This window comes from Anaerococcus porci (assembly GCF_034090325.1).
GTDB classification, from domain to species: domain Bacteria; phylum Bacillota; class Clostridia; order Tissierellales; family Peptoniphilaceae; genus Anaerococcus; species Anaerococcus porci.
In genome coordinates, this window is the sequence record NZ_JAXDSU010000102.1 from 1 (window position 1) to 16804 (window position 16804).

At 31.4% G+C, this 16804-nt stretch carries 19 protein-coding genes; 11 read left to right on the top strand and 8 right to left on the bottom strand.

From position 1 onward, the window contains the following. The 3 genes from SOR60_RS10335 to SOR60_RS10345 form a co-directional block, all read right to left on the bottom strand. Positions 1 to 163: TetR/AcrR family transcriptional regulator (locus SOR60_RS10335; RefSeq protein WP_320595900.1), on the bottom strand; the 163-nt coding region annotated here is incomplete at its 3' end. A gap of 153 nt (positions 164 to 316) precedes the next feature. Beyond that, the gene (locus SOR60_RS10340) at positions 317 to 1087 is read right to left on the bottom strand and encodes an SDR family NAD(P)-dependent oxidoreductase (RefSeq protein ID WP_320595887.1); all 771 of its coding nucleotides are present in this window, start codon (positions 1085 to 1087) and stop codon (positions 317 to 319) included. 208 nt (positions 1088 to 1295) lie between these two features. Beyond that, positions 1296 to 2045, bottom strand: a complete 750-nt coding sequence (locus SOR60_RS10345; protein ID WP_154540367.1) for a DeoR/GlpR family DNA-binding transcription regulator — start codon at positions 2043 to 2045, stop codon at positions 1296 to 1298. Positions 2046 to 2215: 170 nt separating this feature from the next. On the opposite strand from SOR60_RS10345, the gene iolB reads away from it, so the two are divergent. From iolB to SOR60_RS10395, 10 genes are all read left to right on the top strand, one after another. Next, positions 2216 to 3037, top strand: coding sequence for a 5-deoxy-glucuronate isomerase (iolB, locus tag SOR60_RS10350; RefSeq protein ID WP_154540369.1), 822 nt, complete (start codon positions 2216 to 2218; stop codon positions 3035 to 3037). After that, positions 3037 to 4497: a CoA-acylating methylmalonate-semialdehyde dehydrogenase gene (locus SOR60_RS10355; protein ID WP_176270098.1), complete on the top strand. Its 1461-nt coding sequence runs from the start codon at positions 3037 to 3039 to the stop codon at positions 4495 to 4497. Before iolB ends, SOR60_RS10355 begins: the two co-directional genes overlap by 1 nt. Next, positions 4497 to 5531 carry a 5-dehydro-2-deoxygluconokinase gene (gene iolC, locus SOR60_RS10360; protein ID WP_320595888.1) on the top strand — a complete coding sequence of 345 codons (1035 nt, stop codon included), beginning with the start codon at positions 4497 to 4499 and terminating at the stop codon, positions 5529 to 5531. The genes SOR60_RS10355 and iolC overlap by 1 nt, the downstream gene beginning before the upstream one ends. Continuing rightward, entirely contained in the window at positions 5528 to 7444 is a 1917-nt protein-coding gene (gene iolD, locus SOR60_RS10365) for a 3D-(3,5/4)-trihydroxycyclohexane-1,2-dione acylhydrolase (decyclizing) (RefSeq protein ID WP_320595889.1), read from the top strand. The genes iolC and iolD overlap by 4 nt, the downstream gene beginning before the upstream one ends. A 40-nt stretch (positions 7445 to 7484) precedes the next feature. Continuing rightward, positions 7485 to 8387, top strand: a complete 903-nt coding sequence (gene iolE / locus SOR60_RS10370) for a myo-inosose-2 dehydratase (RefSeq protein ID WP_320595890.1) — start codon at positions 7485 to 7487, stop codon at positions 8385 to 8387. A 12-nt stretch (positions 8388 to 8399) separates the two neighbouring features. Continuing rightward, the gene (locus tag SOR60_RS10375; RefSeq protein WP_320595891.1) at positions 8400 to 10007 is read left to right on the top strand and encodes a solute:sodium symporter family transporter; all 1608 of its coding nucleotides are present in this window, start codon (positions 8400 to 8402) and stop codon (positions 10005 to 10007) included. Positions 10008 to 10023: 16 nt separating this feature from the next. Then, on the top strand, positions 10024 to 11028 hold the full coding sequence (gene iolG, locus SOR60_RS10380) for an inositol 2-dehydrogenase (protein WP_320595892.1): 1005 nt from the start codon (positions 10024 to 10026) through the stop codon (positions 11026 to 11028). Continuing rightward, entirely contained in the window at positions 11028 to 11345 is a 318-nt protein-coding gene (locus tag SOR60_RS10385) for a hypothetical protein (protein WP_320595893.1), read from the top strand. Before iolG (SOR60_RS10380) ends, SOR60_RS10385 begins: the two co-directional genes overlap by 1 nt. A gap of 10 nt (positions 11346 to 11355) precedes the next feature. After that, positions 11356 to 12360, top strand: a complete 1005-nt coding sequence (gene iolG / locus SOR60_RS10390; RefSeq protein ID WP_320595894.1) for an inositol 2-dehydrogenase — start codon at positions 11356 to 11358, stop codon at positions 12358 to 12360. Positions 12361 to 12507: 147 nt separating this feature from the next. Continuing rightward, on the top strand, positions 12508 to 13728 hold the full coding sequence (locus tag SOR60_RS10395) for a diphosphate--fructose-6-phosphate 1-phosphotransferase (RefSeq protein WP_320595895.1): 1221 nt from the start codon (positions 12508 to 12510) through the stop codon (positions 13726 to 13728). A gap of 63 nt (positions 13729 to 13791) precedes the next feature. Here SOR60_RS10395 and SOR60_RS10400 read toward each other — a convergent pair whose 3' ends face one another. The 5 genes from SOR60_RS10400 to SOR60_RS10420 all read right to left on the bottom strand — a co-directional run bounded on the left by SOR60_RS10400 (position 13792) and on the right by SOR60_RS10420 (position 16364). Further along, entirely contained in the window at positions 13792 to 14181 is a 390-nt protein-coding gene (locus SOR60_RS10400; RefSeq protein ID WP_320595896.1) for an arsenate reductase ArsC, read from the bottom strand. Then, positions 14178 to 15221, bottom strand: a complete 1044-nt coding sequence (gene arsB, locus SOR60_RS10405) for an ACR3 family arsenite efflux transporter (protein ID WP_154540391.1) — start codon at positions 15219 to 15221, stop codon at positions 14178 to 14180. The genes SOR60_RS10400 and arsB overlap by 4 nt, the downstream gene beginning before the upstream one ends. Continuing rightward, positions 15211 to 15501 (bottom strand): ArsR/SmtB family transcription factor, encoded by a 291-nt coding sequence (locus SOR60_RS10410; RefSeq protein WP_320595897.1) that lies wholly within the window; start codon positions 15499 to 15501, stop codon positions 15211 to 15213. Before SOR60_RS10410 ends, arsB begins: the two co-directional genes overlap by 11 nt. A gap of 126 nt (positions 15502 to 15627) precedes the next feature. Continuing rightward, complete coding sequence (locus SOR60_RS10415) at positions 15628 to 15879, bottom strand: hypothetical protein (protein WP_320595898.1); 252 nt, start codon at positions 15877 to 15879, stop codon at positions 15628 to 15630. Further along, a complete protein-coding gene (locus SOR60_RS10420) occupies positions 15876 to 16364 on the bottom strand; it encodes a dihydrofolate reductase (RefSeq protein WP_320595899.1) in 489 nt (162 codons plus the stop codon). Before SOR60_RS10420 ends, SOR60_RS10415 begins: the two co-directional genes overlap by 4 nt. A 110-nt stretch (positions 16365 to 16474) precedes the next feature. On the opposite strand from SOR60_RS10420, the gene SOR60_RS10425 reads away from it, so the two are divergent. Then, on the top strand, positions 16475 to 16804 hold a 330-nt coding region (locus SOR60_RS10425), incomplete at its 3' end, for a transaldolase family protein (protein ID WP_320595550.1).

Genomic DNA, 16804 nt, shown 5'->3' on the forward strand with positions numbered 1-16804 from the left:
TGGTATCAAAAATTTCTTCCTTTGATTTAAAATGTTTATAAATAGATGGAGCTTTAATCCCAACCTCGTTTGCTATATCTTTCATACTAACGTCTGAATAACCAAACTTAGAAAATAAAAATAAAGCCTTATCTAAAATTAATTCTCTAGTAGTCACATTCACCTCCTAAGCTAATACTTGTTAGCTTTATTATAGGATAACAATCGTTAGCTGTCAAATATATTTTAATTCTAATAATTCTTTTATATACAAACTTAACATGTAATAAAATTTTACAAAAAAAATCCACTATAAAAGTGAATTTTCTGTTAAATATTAAACTATTGTTGCTCCACCATCAACTAGTAAGAATTGACCTGTAACATAAGAAGACATATCTGATGCGAAGAATAAAATTGTTCCATTAAGTTCTCCTCTTTTTCCTGGTCTTCCTGTAGGATTTGCCATATTATAAGCTTTTAAGAATTCTTCTGATTTCATAAGAGTATTTGCTGTCATTTCAGATTCAAATAATCCTGGCCCTATTGCGTTTACGGTGATATTATATTTAGCATAAGATGCTGCCATACCTTTTGTTAAGCCAAGAACTCCAGCTTTTGAAGCATTATATCCATGTCTTATAAATACATCAAGCTTATCTGCTATAACTGAATTTACTGAAGATGTATTTATGATTTTACCATAATTTTTCTCAATCATGTGTGGTACTACGTATTTAGAAACTAAATAAATACCTGTTAGATTAGTTTCTATAGATTTGTTCCAATCTTCTAAACTTAATTCATGAACACCGCCTCTTACTGCAATGCCTGCGTTATTAAATAGGATATCTATTTTTCCATAGTGGTCTATAACAGTTTTTATTGCTTCTTTTACACTTTCCTCATCTGTCACATCGCAAGAAACTGCTATTACATCAGTGTCATTTAAAATCTCTTCTTTTAAAGTATCTAGTTTTTCTTTTCTTCTAGCAAGAATTGCAAGTTTTGCACCTTCTTTAGCAAAACACCTTGCAGCATCTGCTCCAAGTCCTGAACTTGCTCCAACTATAACTGCAACCTTATCCTCGATATTATAAGTTTTCATTTAATCCTCCTGTAGATTTTTTAACTATTTACTTTATATACTTTACCTCTATCAAAAGAATATACAATTATTATATTGTTGGTATTGTTAGCTAAATTTGAATTTTAAAACAAACTTTAGCCTAAAAATTATTTATATAGGAATTATTTTTAATAATAAAAAAGTACCGTTGCACTATGTATGTAACGGTACTTTTTATAGCTTTAAATCAATATCTATACTTAATATCATGAGAGTCAAAATAGTCTATATATTCTTTACTCGGTTTTTTATTAGTAATAATCATATCAATATCCTTAACATCAGCATAGGTCATTAAGGATGTTTTTCCTACTTTTGAGTCATCCACTAAAAGAATTATATAATCAGCAAGCTTACAAATCATATCCTTTATTTCTTGTTCTATTGGATTTTTATTTGTTAAGCCATCTTTTATTGTAAAGCCTGATGTACACATAAAAGCCTTATCAATATTAAAAGAATAAAGTTCTGAACTCTTTCCCCAATATGTAAAAGAATTACTGATATTATTGTAAAAGTTTCCTACTATAAATAAGTTTACATTAGGCATTTTACTTGCAACATTTATTACAGATAAATTGTTGGTAAAGACCGTAAGGTGAATATTATCATCCAGAAGATTCAATAGATTTTCTACTGTTGTACCAGAGTCTATAAAAATCCTATCTCCATCTTCTATATAATCCTTGGCTATATTTGTAATATAGTGTTTTGAACCTGCATTTAGGCTTTTTCTTTTGATAAAGGTTTCTAGCTTATCAGACTTAGCCTTGGCTCCTCCATATATTTTTGTTATTACATTATCTTTTTCAAGTTTTTTAAGGTCTCTTCTAACTGTAACTATAGAGACATCAAACTTTTTAGATAATTCTTCTGTAGTTACCTCGCCCTGTTCAATTATATAATTGCCCATGCTTGAAATTCTATCTTTTTCCATAAGTTCTCCATCAAAATAATTTATCCTATACTTATTATATTATAATCAATCATCAAAAGCAAATAAACAATCATTTTTTTGCTTGACATATTATCAAATTGCTCATATAATATAGTTAACTTGATAAAGTTAATCAAAAAAATGATTGTTTGCTAAGAAAGGAGTCACTTTTGACAAACTTAAAGAGGGAAAACTTAAATATTGATATAGCAGGACTTAAATTATTACAACATATAGAACCAAAAAAAACAGTTCTAAACTATATCGGATTGAAGGCTATTGAGATAGATGAGAAATCATCTTTTAAGGAAAGCTTGAACGGATTTGAAGCTTGTATCACAGTTATATGTGGTAAGGCAAATGTTAAGGTTAATGAAAACGAATACAAAGATTTAGGACAAAGAAAAAAGAATTTCGACAGAAATCCTACAGATTCAGTTTATGTTACAAATAAAGATTCTTATGAGATTACATCTGATTCTAAGGCAAGAGTTATTATCTCATATGCAGTAACTGATAAGGTTATGAAATCACAATTAATTAAAGCGAGTGATAACACAACTGAAAGAAGAGGAAAGGGAATGAATAAAAGACTTGTAAATAATATTCTTCCAGACTCATCAGATATTTCTGACAAACTTATAGTTGTAGAAGTATATACAGATGAGGCAAACTGGTCTTCATATCCACCTCACAAACATGATACAGAAACAGAGACTGAAACATTCCTTGAAGAGATATATTATCATGAAATGGATAAAGAACAAGGTTTTGTTTTCCAAAGAGTTTATACAGATGATAGAGTACTTGATGAGACTATGAGTATTTACAACCATGATGCTGTAATGGTTCCAAGAGGATACCACCCAGTGGCTGTACCTTATGGATATGATTCATATTATTTAAATGTAATGGCAGGACCTAATAAAAATTGGAAATTCCATAATGAAGCTGATCATGAATGGATACTTGAAAGGAAGGATGTAGAATAATGAGGCTTATTAAAAATTATGTAGACGGGCAATGGATTGAATCAAAAACAAGTGATTTTGAAGACATATATAACCCTGGTGATGGAGAAGTAATTGCAAAATGTCCTCTATCAACAAGACAAGAAACTAAAGAAGCTATAGAAAATGCTTATGAAACTTTCAAATCTTGGGGTAAAACATCAGTTTTAAAAAGACAAAAGATACTTTTTAAATTACAACAACTTTTAGTTGAACATACAGATGAGCTTGCAAGACTTATTACTTTAGAAAATGGCAAAAATTTTAAAGAAGCTAAGGGTGAAGTTGGAAGAGGTATTGAAAATGTAGAGCATGCTTCAAGCATAGCAAATCTATTAATGGGAGATAATCTTTCAACTATAGCTACTGATGTAGAAGTAGCAAACTACAAATATCCTATAGGTGTTATAGGAGGTATAGCACCATTTAATTTTCCGATGATGGTACCATTTTGGATGTTCCCAATGGCAATAGCTTGTGGTAACACAGTAGTTATGAAACCAAGTGAAAAAACACCGATTCTTATGCAAAGAGTAACAGAACTTTGTGAAGAAGCTGGAGTTCCAAAGGGAGTTTTAAATGTAGTTAATGGTGGTGTTGATGTAGTAAATGAACTATTAGAAAATCCACAAGTAGCTGGTATTTCTTTTGTTGGAAGTAAAAATGTTGGTGAATTAGTTTATAGGAAGGGATGCGAACATGATAAAAGAGTTCAAGCCCTAGCTGGAGCTAAAAACCACACAATAGTTCTTAAAGATGCAGATATAGAAGATACAGTTACAAAGGCTATAGGTGGAGCATTTGGTTCTGCTGGAGAAAGATGTATGGCAGGTTCTGTAATCTTGGTTGAAGAAGAAATAGCTGATGAATTTGTAGAAAAATTCACCCAAGCTGCAAAAGAACTTAAAGTTGGTGATGCATCAAAAGATGATGATGTATTCTTAGGACCAGTTATAAGAAAAGAAAACCAAGAGAGAACTTTTAAGTATATAGAAACAGGAATCGAAGAAGGAGCAACACTCGTTCTTGATGGTAGAAAAAACATACCAGAAAAGGGATTCTTTGTAGGACCAACTATATTTGATAATTGTAAAGTTGGTATGAAAATTTGGTCAGACGAAATATTTGCACCATTTGTTTCAATCATAAGAGTTAAAAGCCTCAAAGAAGCAATTGAAATAGCAAAACAAAATGAATTTGCAAATGGTTCTTGTATTTTTACAAATAATGCTGCAGCAATTAGATATTTTAGAGAAAATATAGATGCTGGCATGCTAGGAGTTAACCTTGGAGTACCTGCTCCTGTAGCATTTTTCGCTTTCTCAGGATGGAAACACTCATTCTATGGTGACCTTCACTGCAATGGTAAAGATGCAATCTACTTCTATACAAGAAGAAAGGTAGTAACAAGTCAACTTAAAACAGGAGAGTTTGATAAGTAATGAAATATATAGATTTTCCAAAAGATAGAGACTTAGACCTCATACTTATTGGAAGAGTGGCAGTTGACTTCAATCCTTCCCCAGAGGAAGGATTCAAGCCACTAAGTCAAGTTGTGAAATTTGAAAGATATATTGGTGGTTCAACTGTAAACACAGCCATAGGTGTAAATAGACATGGTCTAAAAGTAGGTCTTATTGCAAAAATATCAGATGATCAATTGGGTGATTTTTGTCTAGACTACTTAAATAATGAAAAAAACATAGATACAAGCCACATAAGTCGTGCCAAAAATGGTGAAAAAATTGGTTTAACTTTTACGGAAATGAAGTCAGAAAATGAATCTTCAATCCTTATGTATAGGAATATGATAGCTGACTTAGCCTTAGATGTTGACGATATTGACTATGATTATATCAAAAAGGCAAAGGCTATACTTGTTTCAGGAACAGCTCTTGCTGAAAGTCCATCTAGAGAGGCAGTATTGAAAGCGATATCTTTCGCAAAAAGAGCAGGCTGTAAGGTAATATTTGATATAGATTTTAGAAATTATAACTGGAAAAACAAGGATGAAATTTCAATCTATTACTCTATAGTTGCAAGGCAATCAGATATAATTATGGGCTCTCGTGAAGAATTTGACTTAACTGAAAAACTTATAGTAGATAAAAGCTTAAATGATGAAGAAAGTGCAAAACTATGGTTTAAAGAAAAGGCTGAGATTCTTGTTATAAAACATGGTAAAAGAGGTTCAAATGCTTATGTTAAAAATGGTGAGTCTTACTCAATCAAACCATTCCCAATAAAAGCAAGAAAAGGTTTTGGTGGTGGAGATGGTTATGCATCAGCTTTTCTTTATTCACTTTTTGATGGAAAAGAAATTATAGAATGTCTAGAATATGCATCTGCTGAAGCTTCAATGATGATAAGGTCAAATTCATCATCAGACCTTCCAAACACAGAAGAATTAGAAGAATTTATAAGAGAATCTAAAAAAGAATATGGAGAATTCGTAGCAAGGGGTGATTTAAAATGAGATTAACTATGGCTCAAGCAATAGTTAAATTTCTTGATAAGCAATATATAAAATATGATGGTGAGGTTAGTAAGTTTGTAGATGGTATATTTACAATATTTGGTCATGGTATGGCAGTGGGTTTAGGACAAGCTCTAGACCAAGATGATCACAACCTAAATGTTTACCAAGGAAGAAATGAACAAGGTATGTGCCATGTGGCAACAGCCTTTAGTAAACAACACAATAGAAGAAAGATTATTGCTTGTTCATCATCAGTAGGACCAGGAAGTGCAAATATGGTAACAGCTGCAGCAACAGCGACAGTAAATAATATTCCTTTATTATTGTTCCCTTCAGATACATTTGCATCAAGACAACCAGATCCAGTATTACAACAAGTTCAACAAGCATATGATTTAACAATCACTACAAATGATGCATTTAAACCAGTAAGTAAATATTGGGATAGGATAAATCGTCCAGAACAATTAATGTCAGCTTTAATTAATGCAATGAGAGTTTTGACAGATCCTGCCGAAACAGGAGCATGTGTTATTTCTATGCCACAAGATGTAGAAGGTGAAGCATATGACTATCCAGATTATTTCTTTGAAAAAAGAATTCACAAGATAAATAGAATTGTTCCTGTAAAAGATGATGTAGATGAAATAGCTGAGCTTATAAATGAAGCATCTTACCCAATAGCTATCATAGGTGGAGGAGTGAAATACTCTGAGGCAGGAGAGCTTATAGATAAGTTTTTGAACAAATATGAAATACCTTTTGGCGAAACTCAATCAGGCAAGTCAGCTATAAAATCATCATCAAAGATGTGCCTAGGAGGTATAGGAGTTACTGGAACTTATGCATCAAATATTATAGCAAAAAAAGCAGATTTAGTTATAGCTATAGGTTCTAGAATGACAGACTTTACAACATCATCAAAAAGACTCTTTCAAAATAAAAATTGTAAATTTGTATCAATAAATGTTAATAGATTTGATGCTTATAAAATGGATGCGCATCAATTAGTAGCAGATGCAAAACTTGCAATAGAAGAAATTGATAAAGTACTTGAAAGTAAGAACTATAATACAGCCTATACAAGTGAAATAAAAGATGCCAAGGCTAAATGGGATAAGGAAGTAGAAAGACTTAAGAATTACACATATGGTAAAAATTTTGAAACTCTAATAAAACCTCAAGACCCAAGAACTGTAAAAGAATATATAGAAAAAACAAATGGTACTATAACCCAAACTTCAGCAATTATAGCTTTGAATGAATTTATAAAAGATAATGGAATAGTAATTACGGCTGGAGGAAGTTTGCCAAGTGATTTGCAAAGATTATGGGTTACAGATAAAAAAGATGCCTACCATGCTGAGTATGGATACTCTTGTATGGGATATGAAGTAGCAGCAGCCCTTGGTGTAAAAATGGCAGATGAGGATGCAGATGTTTATGCAGTAGTTGGAGATGCATCTTTCCAAATGCTAAACTCTGAACTTTCTACAATAATTCAAGAAGGCAAAAAAGTTACTATAGTAGTATTTGATAATTCAGGCTTTGGTTGTATTAACAATCTTCAAATGAATCATGCAGTTGGATCACTTGCTACAGAATTTAGAAAAAGAAATGGTCAAAAACCTGATGGAGAGCTTTTAACAGCAGATTATACAAAGGTTGGAGAGGCCTATGGCTTTAAAGGCTATACTTGCAAAACTCTTGATGAATTTAAAAAAGCTCTAGAAGATGCTAAAAGTGTTAAAGAACCAGTAATAATCGATTTAAAAGTTATTCCAAAAACTATGATTGATGGATATGAATCTTGGTGGAATGTTGGAGTGGCTGAAGTAGGTAAAAATAAAGAGCAAGAAGAAGTTTATAAGGAAATAATAAAAGGAAGAAACGAAGCTAGAAAATACTAGTCTATTATAAAAAATAAAGTATAAATAAGGGAGAAAAATTATGACTATTAAATTTGCGTGTGCACCAATTGCTTGGACAAACGATGATTTACCAGAACTAGGAAAAGAAAATACATTTGAACAATGTATATCAGAAATGTCACTTGCAGGATATCAAGGAACAGAAGTAGGAAATAAGTACCCAAGAGATCCAGAAATTCTTAAATCATACCTTGAGCCTAGAAACTTAGAAGTAGCTTCAGCTTGGTTTTCAGCGTTTTTAACAACAAAACCATATGAAGAAACAAAAAAAGCTTTTATTGAACATAGAGACTTTCTACATGCAATGGGAGCAAAAGTAATAGTAATTGCTGAGCAAGGACATTCAGTTCAAGGACAAATGGATACACCAGTATTTTCTAAAAAACCAACATTTACTGATGAAGAATGGGATAGACTTGCCGATGGACTAAACAAATTAGGTGATTTAGCCTTAGAAAAAGATATGAAGATAGTTTATCACCACCATATGGGAACAGGTGTTCAAACAACAGAAGAAGTTGATAAATTAATGGAGATGACAGATCCAGAAAAAGTATTCTTACTTTATGATACAGGTCACTTAGTATTTTCTGGAGAAGATCCAATAGCTTTCTATAAAAAGTATGCAAATAGAATTAAACATATCCATTTCAAGGATGTTAGACCTGAAAAACAAAAACAATCTAAAGAAGAAGATTGGTCATTCTTAAAATCAGTATTTCAAGGGACATTTACAGTTCCATCAGATGGATGTATTGATTTCAAACCGATTATAGACCTAATTCTAGAAAATAATTATGATGGATGGATAGTAGTAGAAGCTGAACAAGACCCAAGCTTAGCAAATCCATTTTTATACCACAAAAAAGCTAAAGACTACATGGATTTATTAATAACTAATAAATTAATAGCGGATATGTAGGAATTATAGATTATGTTTTTTATAATAGCAAGCTTTGCCATAATAGTTTGTCTTATAGGTTTTATTGCCTATAAGAAAACTATGGGGCAAGTAGATACGACATCATCTGAAGGTTACTTTTTAGGTGGCAAGAGTCTTACAGCTCCAGTTGTAGCTGGTACAATTATCATGACCAACCTATCAACAGAGCAGATTGTAGGACAAAATGGTCAATCCTATGTTGCAGGTATGCAAGTTATGGCTTGGGAAGTTACAGCGGCAGTTGCAATTGCACTTTTAGCTGCAGTATTTTTACCAAAATATTTTAGGTATGGTATAAATACGATTTCCGATTTTATAGAAATAAGATATGATACTATGACAAAAAGAATAGTATCTATACTTTTTATCATAACTTACATGGTATCATTTATGCCGGTAGTTTTATATTCGGGAGCCCTAGTATTTAATAAACTCTTTAGGGTAGACCAAATGCTTGGTATATCACCAATAGCAGCTATTACAATTATGGTTATATTTATAGGGGTTGTAGGTGTTTTATACTTATTCTTAGGTGGTATGACACTTTCAGCATACTCTGATACAATTTATCAATTTGGATTAATTATTGGTGGTCTTGCAATCCCTTTCTTAGGATTAAGGCTTTTAGGAGATGGATCATTTTTAGCGGGAATTGAACATGTAACACAAAATACACCGGAGTTATTAAACTCCATTGGTAGTGTAGATTCAAAGATAGTTCCTTGGCCAACACTGTTTACTGGAATGTTTTTTAATAACCTTTTCTTCTGGTGTACTAATCAAATGATAGTACAAAAGGCTTTTGCAGCTAAAAACCTAAAGGAAGCACAAAAAGGTGCTTTGTTAGTAGGAACATTTAAAATATTTGGAGCACTTTTTCTAGTATTTCCAGGAGTAGTAGCTAGAAATTTATTTGGTGATAAGTTCTTATCACTTCAAGACGGAGCTTATCCACAACTTGTTGTAGATGTATTGCCAACATGGGCTATGGGACTTTTTGGAGCAGTTATATTTGGAGCAATCCTTTCATCATTTGCAGGAAGCTTATCTTCAACATCAACACTTTTTGCTTTAGACTTCTATAAACCCATAATCAATAAAAATGCGACAGATTCACAAATGGCAAGAGTAGGTAGGTTAACAAATATAACACTTGGAGTTATATCCATAATAGTGGCTCCATTTATATCGAAGGCAGGTTCTGGACTTTATGCTTTTGTACAGGAGTTTAATGGTCTATACAATATGCCACTTTTAATTATGATTGTAGGTGCTTTTTATTTCAAACAAGCAACTGCAACAGGGGCAAAAACAACAATGATTTTTCACGTAGTAGTTTACGCTCTATCAAAAATATTTTTAAAAGATATTCACTACTTATATGTATTAAGTGGATTGTTCTTTGTAGACTTATTAATCTACATAATAGTAAGTAAACTTACATTTAAGGGTAATACCTTTGAAATAAGTCATTATTCAATAGCAGAAGAAGTAGAAGTAGAACCTTGGTCTAAAGTAAAAGTTTTGTCTATTGTAATTATTATCGTAGTAATAGCAACATACTTATTCTTCTCACCATTGGGAATAGCAAGAGTATAAATTTAAGGAGAAAAAAATGAAAAAATTAAACGTAGGAATTTTTGGAGCAGGTAGAATTGGACAAATCCATGCAATGAATTTAGTAACAAACCCAAACATAGTAATCAAAAGAATAGTCGATCCTTTTGCCGACAAATTAAAAGATTTTGAAAAACAAATTGGCATCAAACTTGAAACAGACCCAGATGTAATCTTTAATGATGATGAAATTGATGCTGTACTAATTTGTACACCAACAGATACCCACGTAGATTATATAGTAAAATCAGCTGAAAAGGGTAAACACATTTTCTGCGAAAAACCAGTTTCACTTTCTGATGAAGAATCTATGAGGGCATATAAGGCAGTAAAAAAAGCTGGAGTTAAATTCCAAATTGGTGTAAATAGAAGATATGATAGAAACTTTGCCTATGCTAAAAAACTCATTGATGAAGGAAAAGTAGGAGATCTTGAGCTTGTTAGAGTAGACTCAAGAGATCCAGAAGCACCTTCTCTTGACTATGTTAAATCCTCAGGTGGTTTATTCATGGATATGACAATTCATGATTTTGATATGGCAAGATTTTTAACTGGGAAAGAAGTTGTAGAAGTTTATACCCAAGCTTGTGTAAAATGTAATAAAGAAATTGAAGGTATAGATGTAGATACAGCAATTATTAATCTAAGGTTCGAAGATGACTCCATTGGTGTAATTCTTAATTCAAGAAGAGCTGCTTATGGTTATGATCAAAGAGTTGAAGCTTTCGGTTCTAAGGGAACAACTATGGTAGAAAATGACCTTGAAGCAAATGTTATACTTGCTGATAAAGATGGTTACCATATTCCAAATCCAGAATTCTTCTTCCTACAAAGATACACAGGTGCTTATAATGCTGAAATTAATGACTTTGCTGATGCTGTATTTAATGATAGGGAAACATCTGTAACAATAGAAGATGCTATTATGGCACAAAGAATAGCCATAGCTGCAAAAGAATCACTTGATTCTGGAAAGCCTGCTAAAGTAAGGATGATAGACTAATGGCAAATAAGAAAAAAATTCTTATCATAGCTGAAACAGGAATATCTGCTCAGCTTTTTAAAGAAAGATTTCAACACTTTATAAATATGTCTAAGTCATGTGCATGTGTTGAGCTTGCAAGTTTAAATACCTTTGTTGACAATCTAAATGAAAAAAAATATACACATATACTTGTAGCACCAAATGCACATATACTAAAAGACCATATTAAAGAATACCTAAGAAGAGTTGATTCTACGGATACAAAAGTAGAACTTATATCAGAAACTGATTATCTAAGCATGAACATTGAAAAAATAATGTTAGATCAATTATAAAGGAGATTTTATGATTAAAATTGGACACATAGGACTTGGTAGAATGGGACTTTTCCATGCAGAAAATATTAGCCAAATGAATGATGCAGAACTTTTTGCTCTTTGTGATTTAGATGAAGAAAAATTGGCAAAAGAGGCAAAAAGATTAAATGTTAAAAAAACCTATACCGATTTTGATGAAATGATAAAAGATGATGAGATAGATGCTATAACTATTACTAGTCCGTCTCACCTTCATACAGAACAAATTTCTAAGGCTCTCAAGGCTGGAAAACACGTATTTTCTGAAAAGCCATTGGGAACAACAGTTGAACAATGTAAATTAGCAGAAAAGGCTGTAGAAGAAAATCCAGACCAAGTTTTCATGCTTGGATTTATGAGAAGATTTGACAAGTCTTATCAATATGCTAAAAAGGCAATTGAAGCTGGAAAGATTGGAAAAGTATACATGGTAAGATCCTACTCTCAAGATCCTACAGCAAAAATTGAAGGAGCAATAGCCTTTGGACCACATTCAGGCGGAGAATTCTTAGATATGTGTGTTCATGATATAGACCTAATGAGATGGTTTATAGGAAGTGAACCTAAAAAAGTTTGGGCTATAGGTGGTTGTTATGCTTATCCTGAATTTGCTGATTGGAATGATGGGGACAATGTATCAGCACTTATGAAGTTTGAAAATGATGCTATGGGTTTCTTATTTGCAGGAAGAACTGCACCTCATGGCTACAACGTTGAAACTGAAATAATGGGTACAGAGGGCATTATAAGAATTGGTTCAGTTCCACAAAAAAACCTAGTAGAAATACTAGATAGCACTGGTGTAAGGAAAGAAATAAGCCAAGATTTTATAGAAAGATTTTCAGATAGTTTCAAAGATGAAATGAAAGAATTCATCTCTTGTGTAAAAGAAGGTAGGAAACCAGAAATTACAGTATATGATGGAACTGCAGTATCAGAAATAGCTTACAAATGCAAAGAATCATTTGAAAGTGGAGAACTAGTTGAACTTTGAAAAACATATAATTTATCCTAAAAAATAATTACTTTATTAAAGACCTGGAAATATCTAGGTCTTTAATTTATGGAAAGATTTAGTGATTAACAAAATATAAAGAAAATGGTAAAGTATATGAAGACATTAATTATATAAGGAGGCTTTATGAATTGTCTTATTGGACAGTCGGGCGGACCTACGGCTGTTATTAATTCATCCCTGGCAGGAGCTATCCAAGCAGGGATTGACTTGAACTTCGATGAAATATATCTTTCTTTAAATGGAATAGTTGGGCTATTAGATGATAGGATTGAAAAAGTCGATAGGAAAAAATTTGAAAAAGTTGATGCTAAAGATAGGCTTAAGAAAAGACCATCTTCTATACTTGGATCTTGTAGGTTTAAACTTCCAGAAGACTTAAATGATGAAGTTTATAAAAATATATTTGAAAGCTTAAAAAAATACAGAATTTCAACTTTTGTCTATATAGGTGGAAACGACTCGATGGACACAGTAATGAAATTAAATGCTTATATAAAAAAAGAGGCCATAGATTGGATAAATATTGTAGGATGTCCTAAGACCATTGATAATGATTTATGTGAGATGGATCACTCACCAGGTTTTGGCTCTGCAGCTAAATTCGTAAATACAGCTTTAAGGCAAATTAGACTTGATTGTGATATTTATCCTATAAAATCCATAACCTTTGTAGAAATAATGGGCAGAAATGCAGGCTGGCTTACAGCTACATCTTATCTTGCAAATTACAAAAGAAATAAGGATATAGTAAACCTAGTCTATCTTCCAGAAGATTCTAAATCACTTGAGGATATAAAAAAAGAAATAAATGAAAAATTAGAAGAAGATAATAACCTTGTAATTGCTGTATCAGAAGGCTTTATGGATAGGGAAAAAAGACTTTCTAATGATAAGAAAAAATCATTTGACCAAGGTTTTAACCACCCAGTAATAGCTGGTATAGGGCAAAAAATATCAGACTATATTCACAATGAACTTGATATAAAAACTCGTTGTGTTGAACTTAATATAATCCAAAGAACAAGTTTTTTAATATCAAAACAAGATGCTAATGAAGCTTATGAGCTAGGTTATCTTTCTGTCAAAAAAGGAAAGGATAATACAAACCTAATTCCAATACTAAAACGAGAAAGAGATAATCCTTACAAGCTTATATATGATACAACTGAACCTATAAATATCGCCAACAAGGAGAAAAAAATCCCTCAAGAATGGCTTGACGATAGAAAAATATTAAAAGAGAAAATCTTAACCTATACCCTTCCTTTAATAAAAGGAGAAATAGAACAAGAGTTTACAGATGGTATATTTGACTATGTAAAATTAGAAGATTTCATCAAATAAAAAATCCCCAATTAAGGGGATTTTATCTTATAAGCTTTCTAAGTCCATAAAATAAGAAAGTTTTTATATTGAATCTAAGAAATTTCTTATTTTAGAATCTAATTCAGAAATTATTTTTTTAAAGTAGCTATCATCTTTTCCGCTAGGGTCATCTATTGACCACTCTATATATTCATAATTATAATCCATAGAAGGACACACAACACCACACCCCATACTTACAACATAGTCTACTTTTCCAATATCTTCTATTAATTTAGGTTTTTGACTTTTACTCATATCTATATTATATATCTCTTTCATAAGCCTAATAGCATCGGGATTAATTTCGTTTTTTAAATGAGTCCCTGCAGAGAATATTTCAAATTCTCCTTTATTATAAAGCTTAGCTAAAGCTTCTGAAATTTGACTTCTACACGAATTATGTGTGCAGATAAAGGCTATTTTTTTCATGATTTAAACAACTTTCTTGATTTATTGGCAATGTTTACTAATAGTAACATTATTGGAACTTCTGTTAAAACGCCAACTGTCGTAGCTAAAGCTGCTGGAGAATCCATACCAAAAAGTGCTATGGCTACAGCTACTGCAAGTTCGAAAAAGTTGGAGGCACCTATCATACAAGCTGGTGCTGCAACTTTAAAAGGAAGTCTTATAAGTCTGCTTGATATAAAGCTTATAGCGAAGATTAAAAAGGTTTGTAAGGTTAGAGGAATTGCTATAAGAATAATATGACTTGGATTTGAAACAATGGTATCGCTTTGAAATGAGAAAATCAAAATCAAGGTAAGCAAAAGACCAACAGTGGTTAATCCATCAAACTTCTTTATAAATTTATTTTCAAAGTAAAAAATTCCTTTACTTTTTTCTACTATATGTCTGGTAAAAATGCCAGCTATGAGTGGAATTACAACAAATAAAACCACAGATAAGATTAAAGTATCCCAAGGTACATAAACATTTGTAACTCCTAGCAAAAATTTAACTATAGGAACAAAGGCAATAAGTATAATAAGGTCATTACTTGCTACTTGAACAACAGTGTAAGCAGGATCTCCTTTTGTCAAATGGCTCCATACAAATACCATGGCAGTGCAAGGAGCAGCTCCCAAAAGTACAGCACCAGCAAGATATTCACGTGCAAGGTTTACATCAATAACTCTTGAAAATACAACAAAAAAGAAAAACCAAGCTATTAAAAACATGGTAAAGGGTTTGATAGCCCAATTTACAAGCCAAGTAAGAAATAAACCTTTGGGATTTTTGCCGACATTTTTAATAGATTGGAAATCTACTTTCATCATCATAGGATATATCATAAGCCATATTAGGATTGCCATAGGTATTGATACGTTAGCATATTGAAATTTATTTAAAAAATTAGGAATTTGAGGTATAAATTGTCCTATGAATATTCCTATAACCATACAAATAATAACCCATATAGATAAATACCTATTAAAAAAACTAATTTCCTTTTTACTATCTTTCATCTTCTCTCCTTTTTTTAAATAAACTTTGTAAACTTTCTATAATTTCATCGGTCATATCTTTTGATAGGTTATAATAAGACCATTTTTCCTTTTTTTGACATTCCACAAGTCCACATTCACAAAGAATTTTCATGTGGTGAGATAGGGTAGACTGACTTATTTCAAGGTAATCTAATATCTCACAAGCACATTTTTTTTCTGTTTGTAGAATACCTATTATTCTAAGCCTATTTTCTTCAGATAAGGCTTTATAAATTTTAGCTTGTTTTTCTAAATCCATAATAACTCCTTCCAAGTATTAGTATAAAACTCATATCGATAACTGTCAATATAAAATAAAAAATACCAGGATAAGACTTGGCTTAAACTGGTATTTGTAATATTTTTACTTTATAAATTATATTTTCTAAACTTGGTCAAAAAATAAAACTTCTTTTCCATCAACAACCTTTGATGGAATTCCTATTTTCCCCTCTTCTTTTATTTTTTCAAATCCTTCAAGCTTATCCCTATATGATAGAAATTTCTTTAGATTGGATAAAGGTCCGTTTATATTTATGAGTTTTGCTCCTTTTCCATAATAATTTTCATCATTTTCAAAATTTTTTATAACTTCAGTACAATGTGGACATTTTTCTGATACAAATATTTCAATCATGATTTCCTCCTATAATATACATATTTAAAATTAGTATCATTTTCGTTTATTATGTCAGATTCCTTATAAATTTCAAAATTTTTGTCATTATCAAAATTATGAAGGAAAGTATCAGCATCTTTTTTAGTATCTATTTTTGTGATAATAGCTTCATCACAGAAAGATAGTAAAAGCTCTACTATTTCATTTCCTCCTATTACAAAAATATCCCTATCATTTTTATTTTTTTCAAGATAGGATAAAAGTTTTACTACATTATTAAAAACAAGTCCGTCATTTATTTTGTAATCCTTATTACGAGTTAGAACTATATTCTCTCTTTTAGGAAGACCTCCTCCCATAGACTCATATGTTTTTCTACCCATTATTACTATGTTATTTAGGGTAAGCTTTTTAAAATGGGCTAGATCTTTTTTTAATCTAAATAAAAGTTTATTATCCTTTCCTATTCCAAAATCCCTATCAACAGCTAGAATTATTTTCATATTTATTCCTCCTGGACTATTTGCTTTTTATTATATCATAGTAAAATTTATAGATTAAATTATTAAGTTGGGTAAGAGTATACTAAATAATGATTACAAAGGAGTAAAAAATGAAATTTTTTCTAGACACAGCAAATGTCGAACAAATAAAACGAATAAATGACCTAGGTCTATGTGATGGAGTAACAACCAATCCCTCACTAATAAACAAAGAAGGAAGAGACTTCAAAGAAGTAGTAACAGAAATAGCATCAATAGTAGATGGCCCAATATCAGCAGAAGTTACAAGCTACACATATGATGAGATGGTAAAACAAGCAAGAGAAATAGCAAAATGGGCAGAAAATATAGTAGTAAAGATACCAATGACAGAAGAAGGTCTAAAAGCAATAAACACCCTTTCAAAAGAAGGGATAAAGACAAACTGTACCCTAATATTC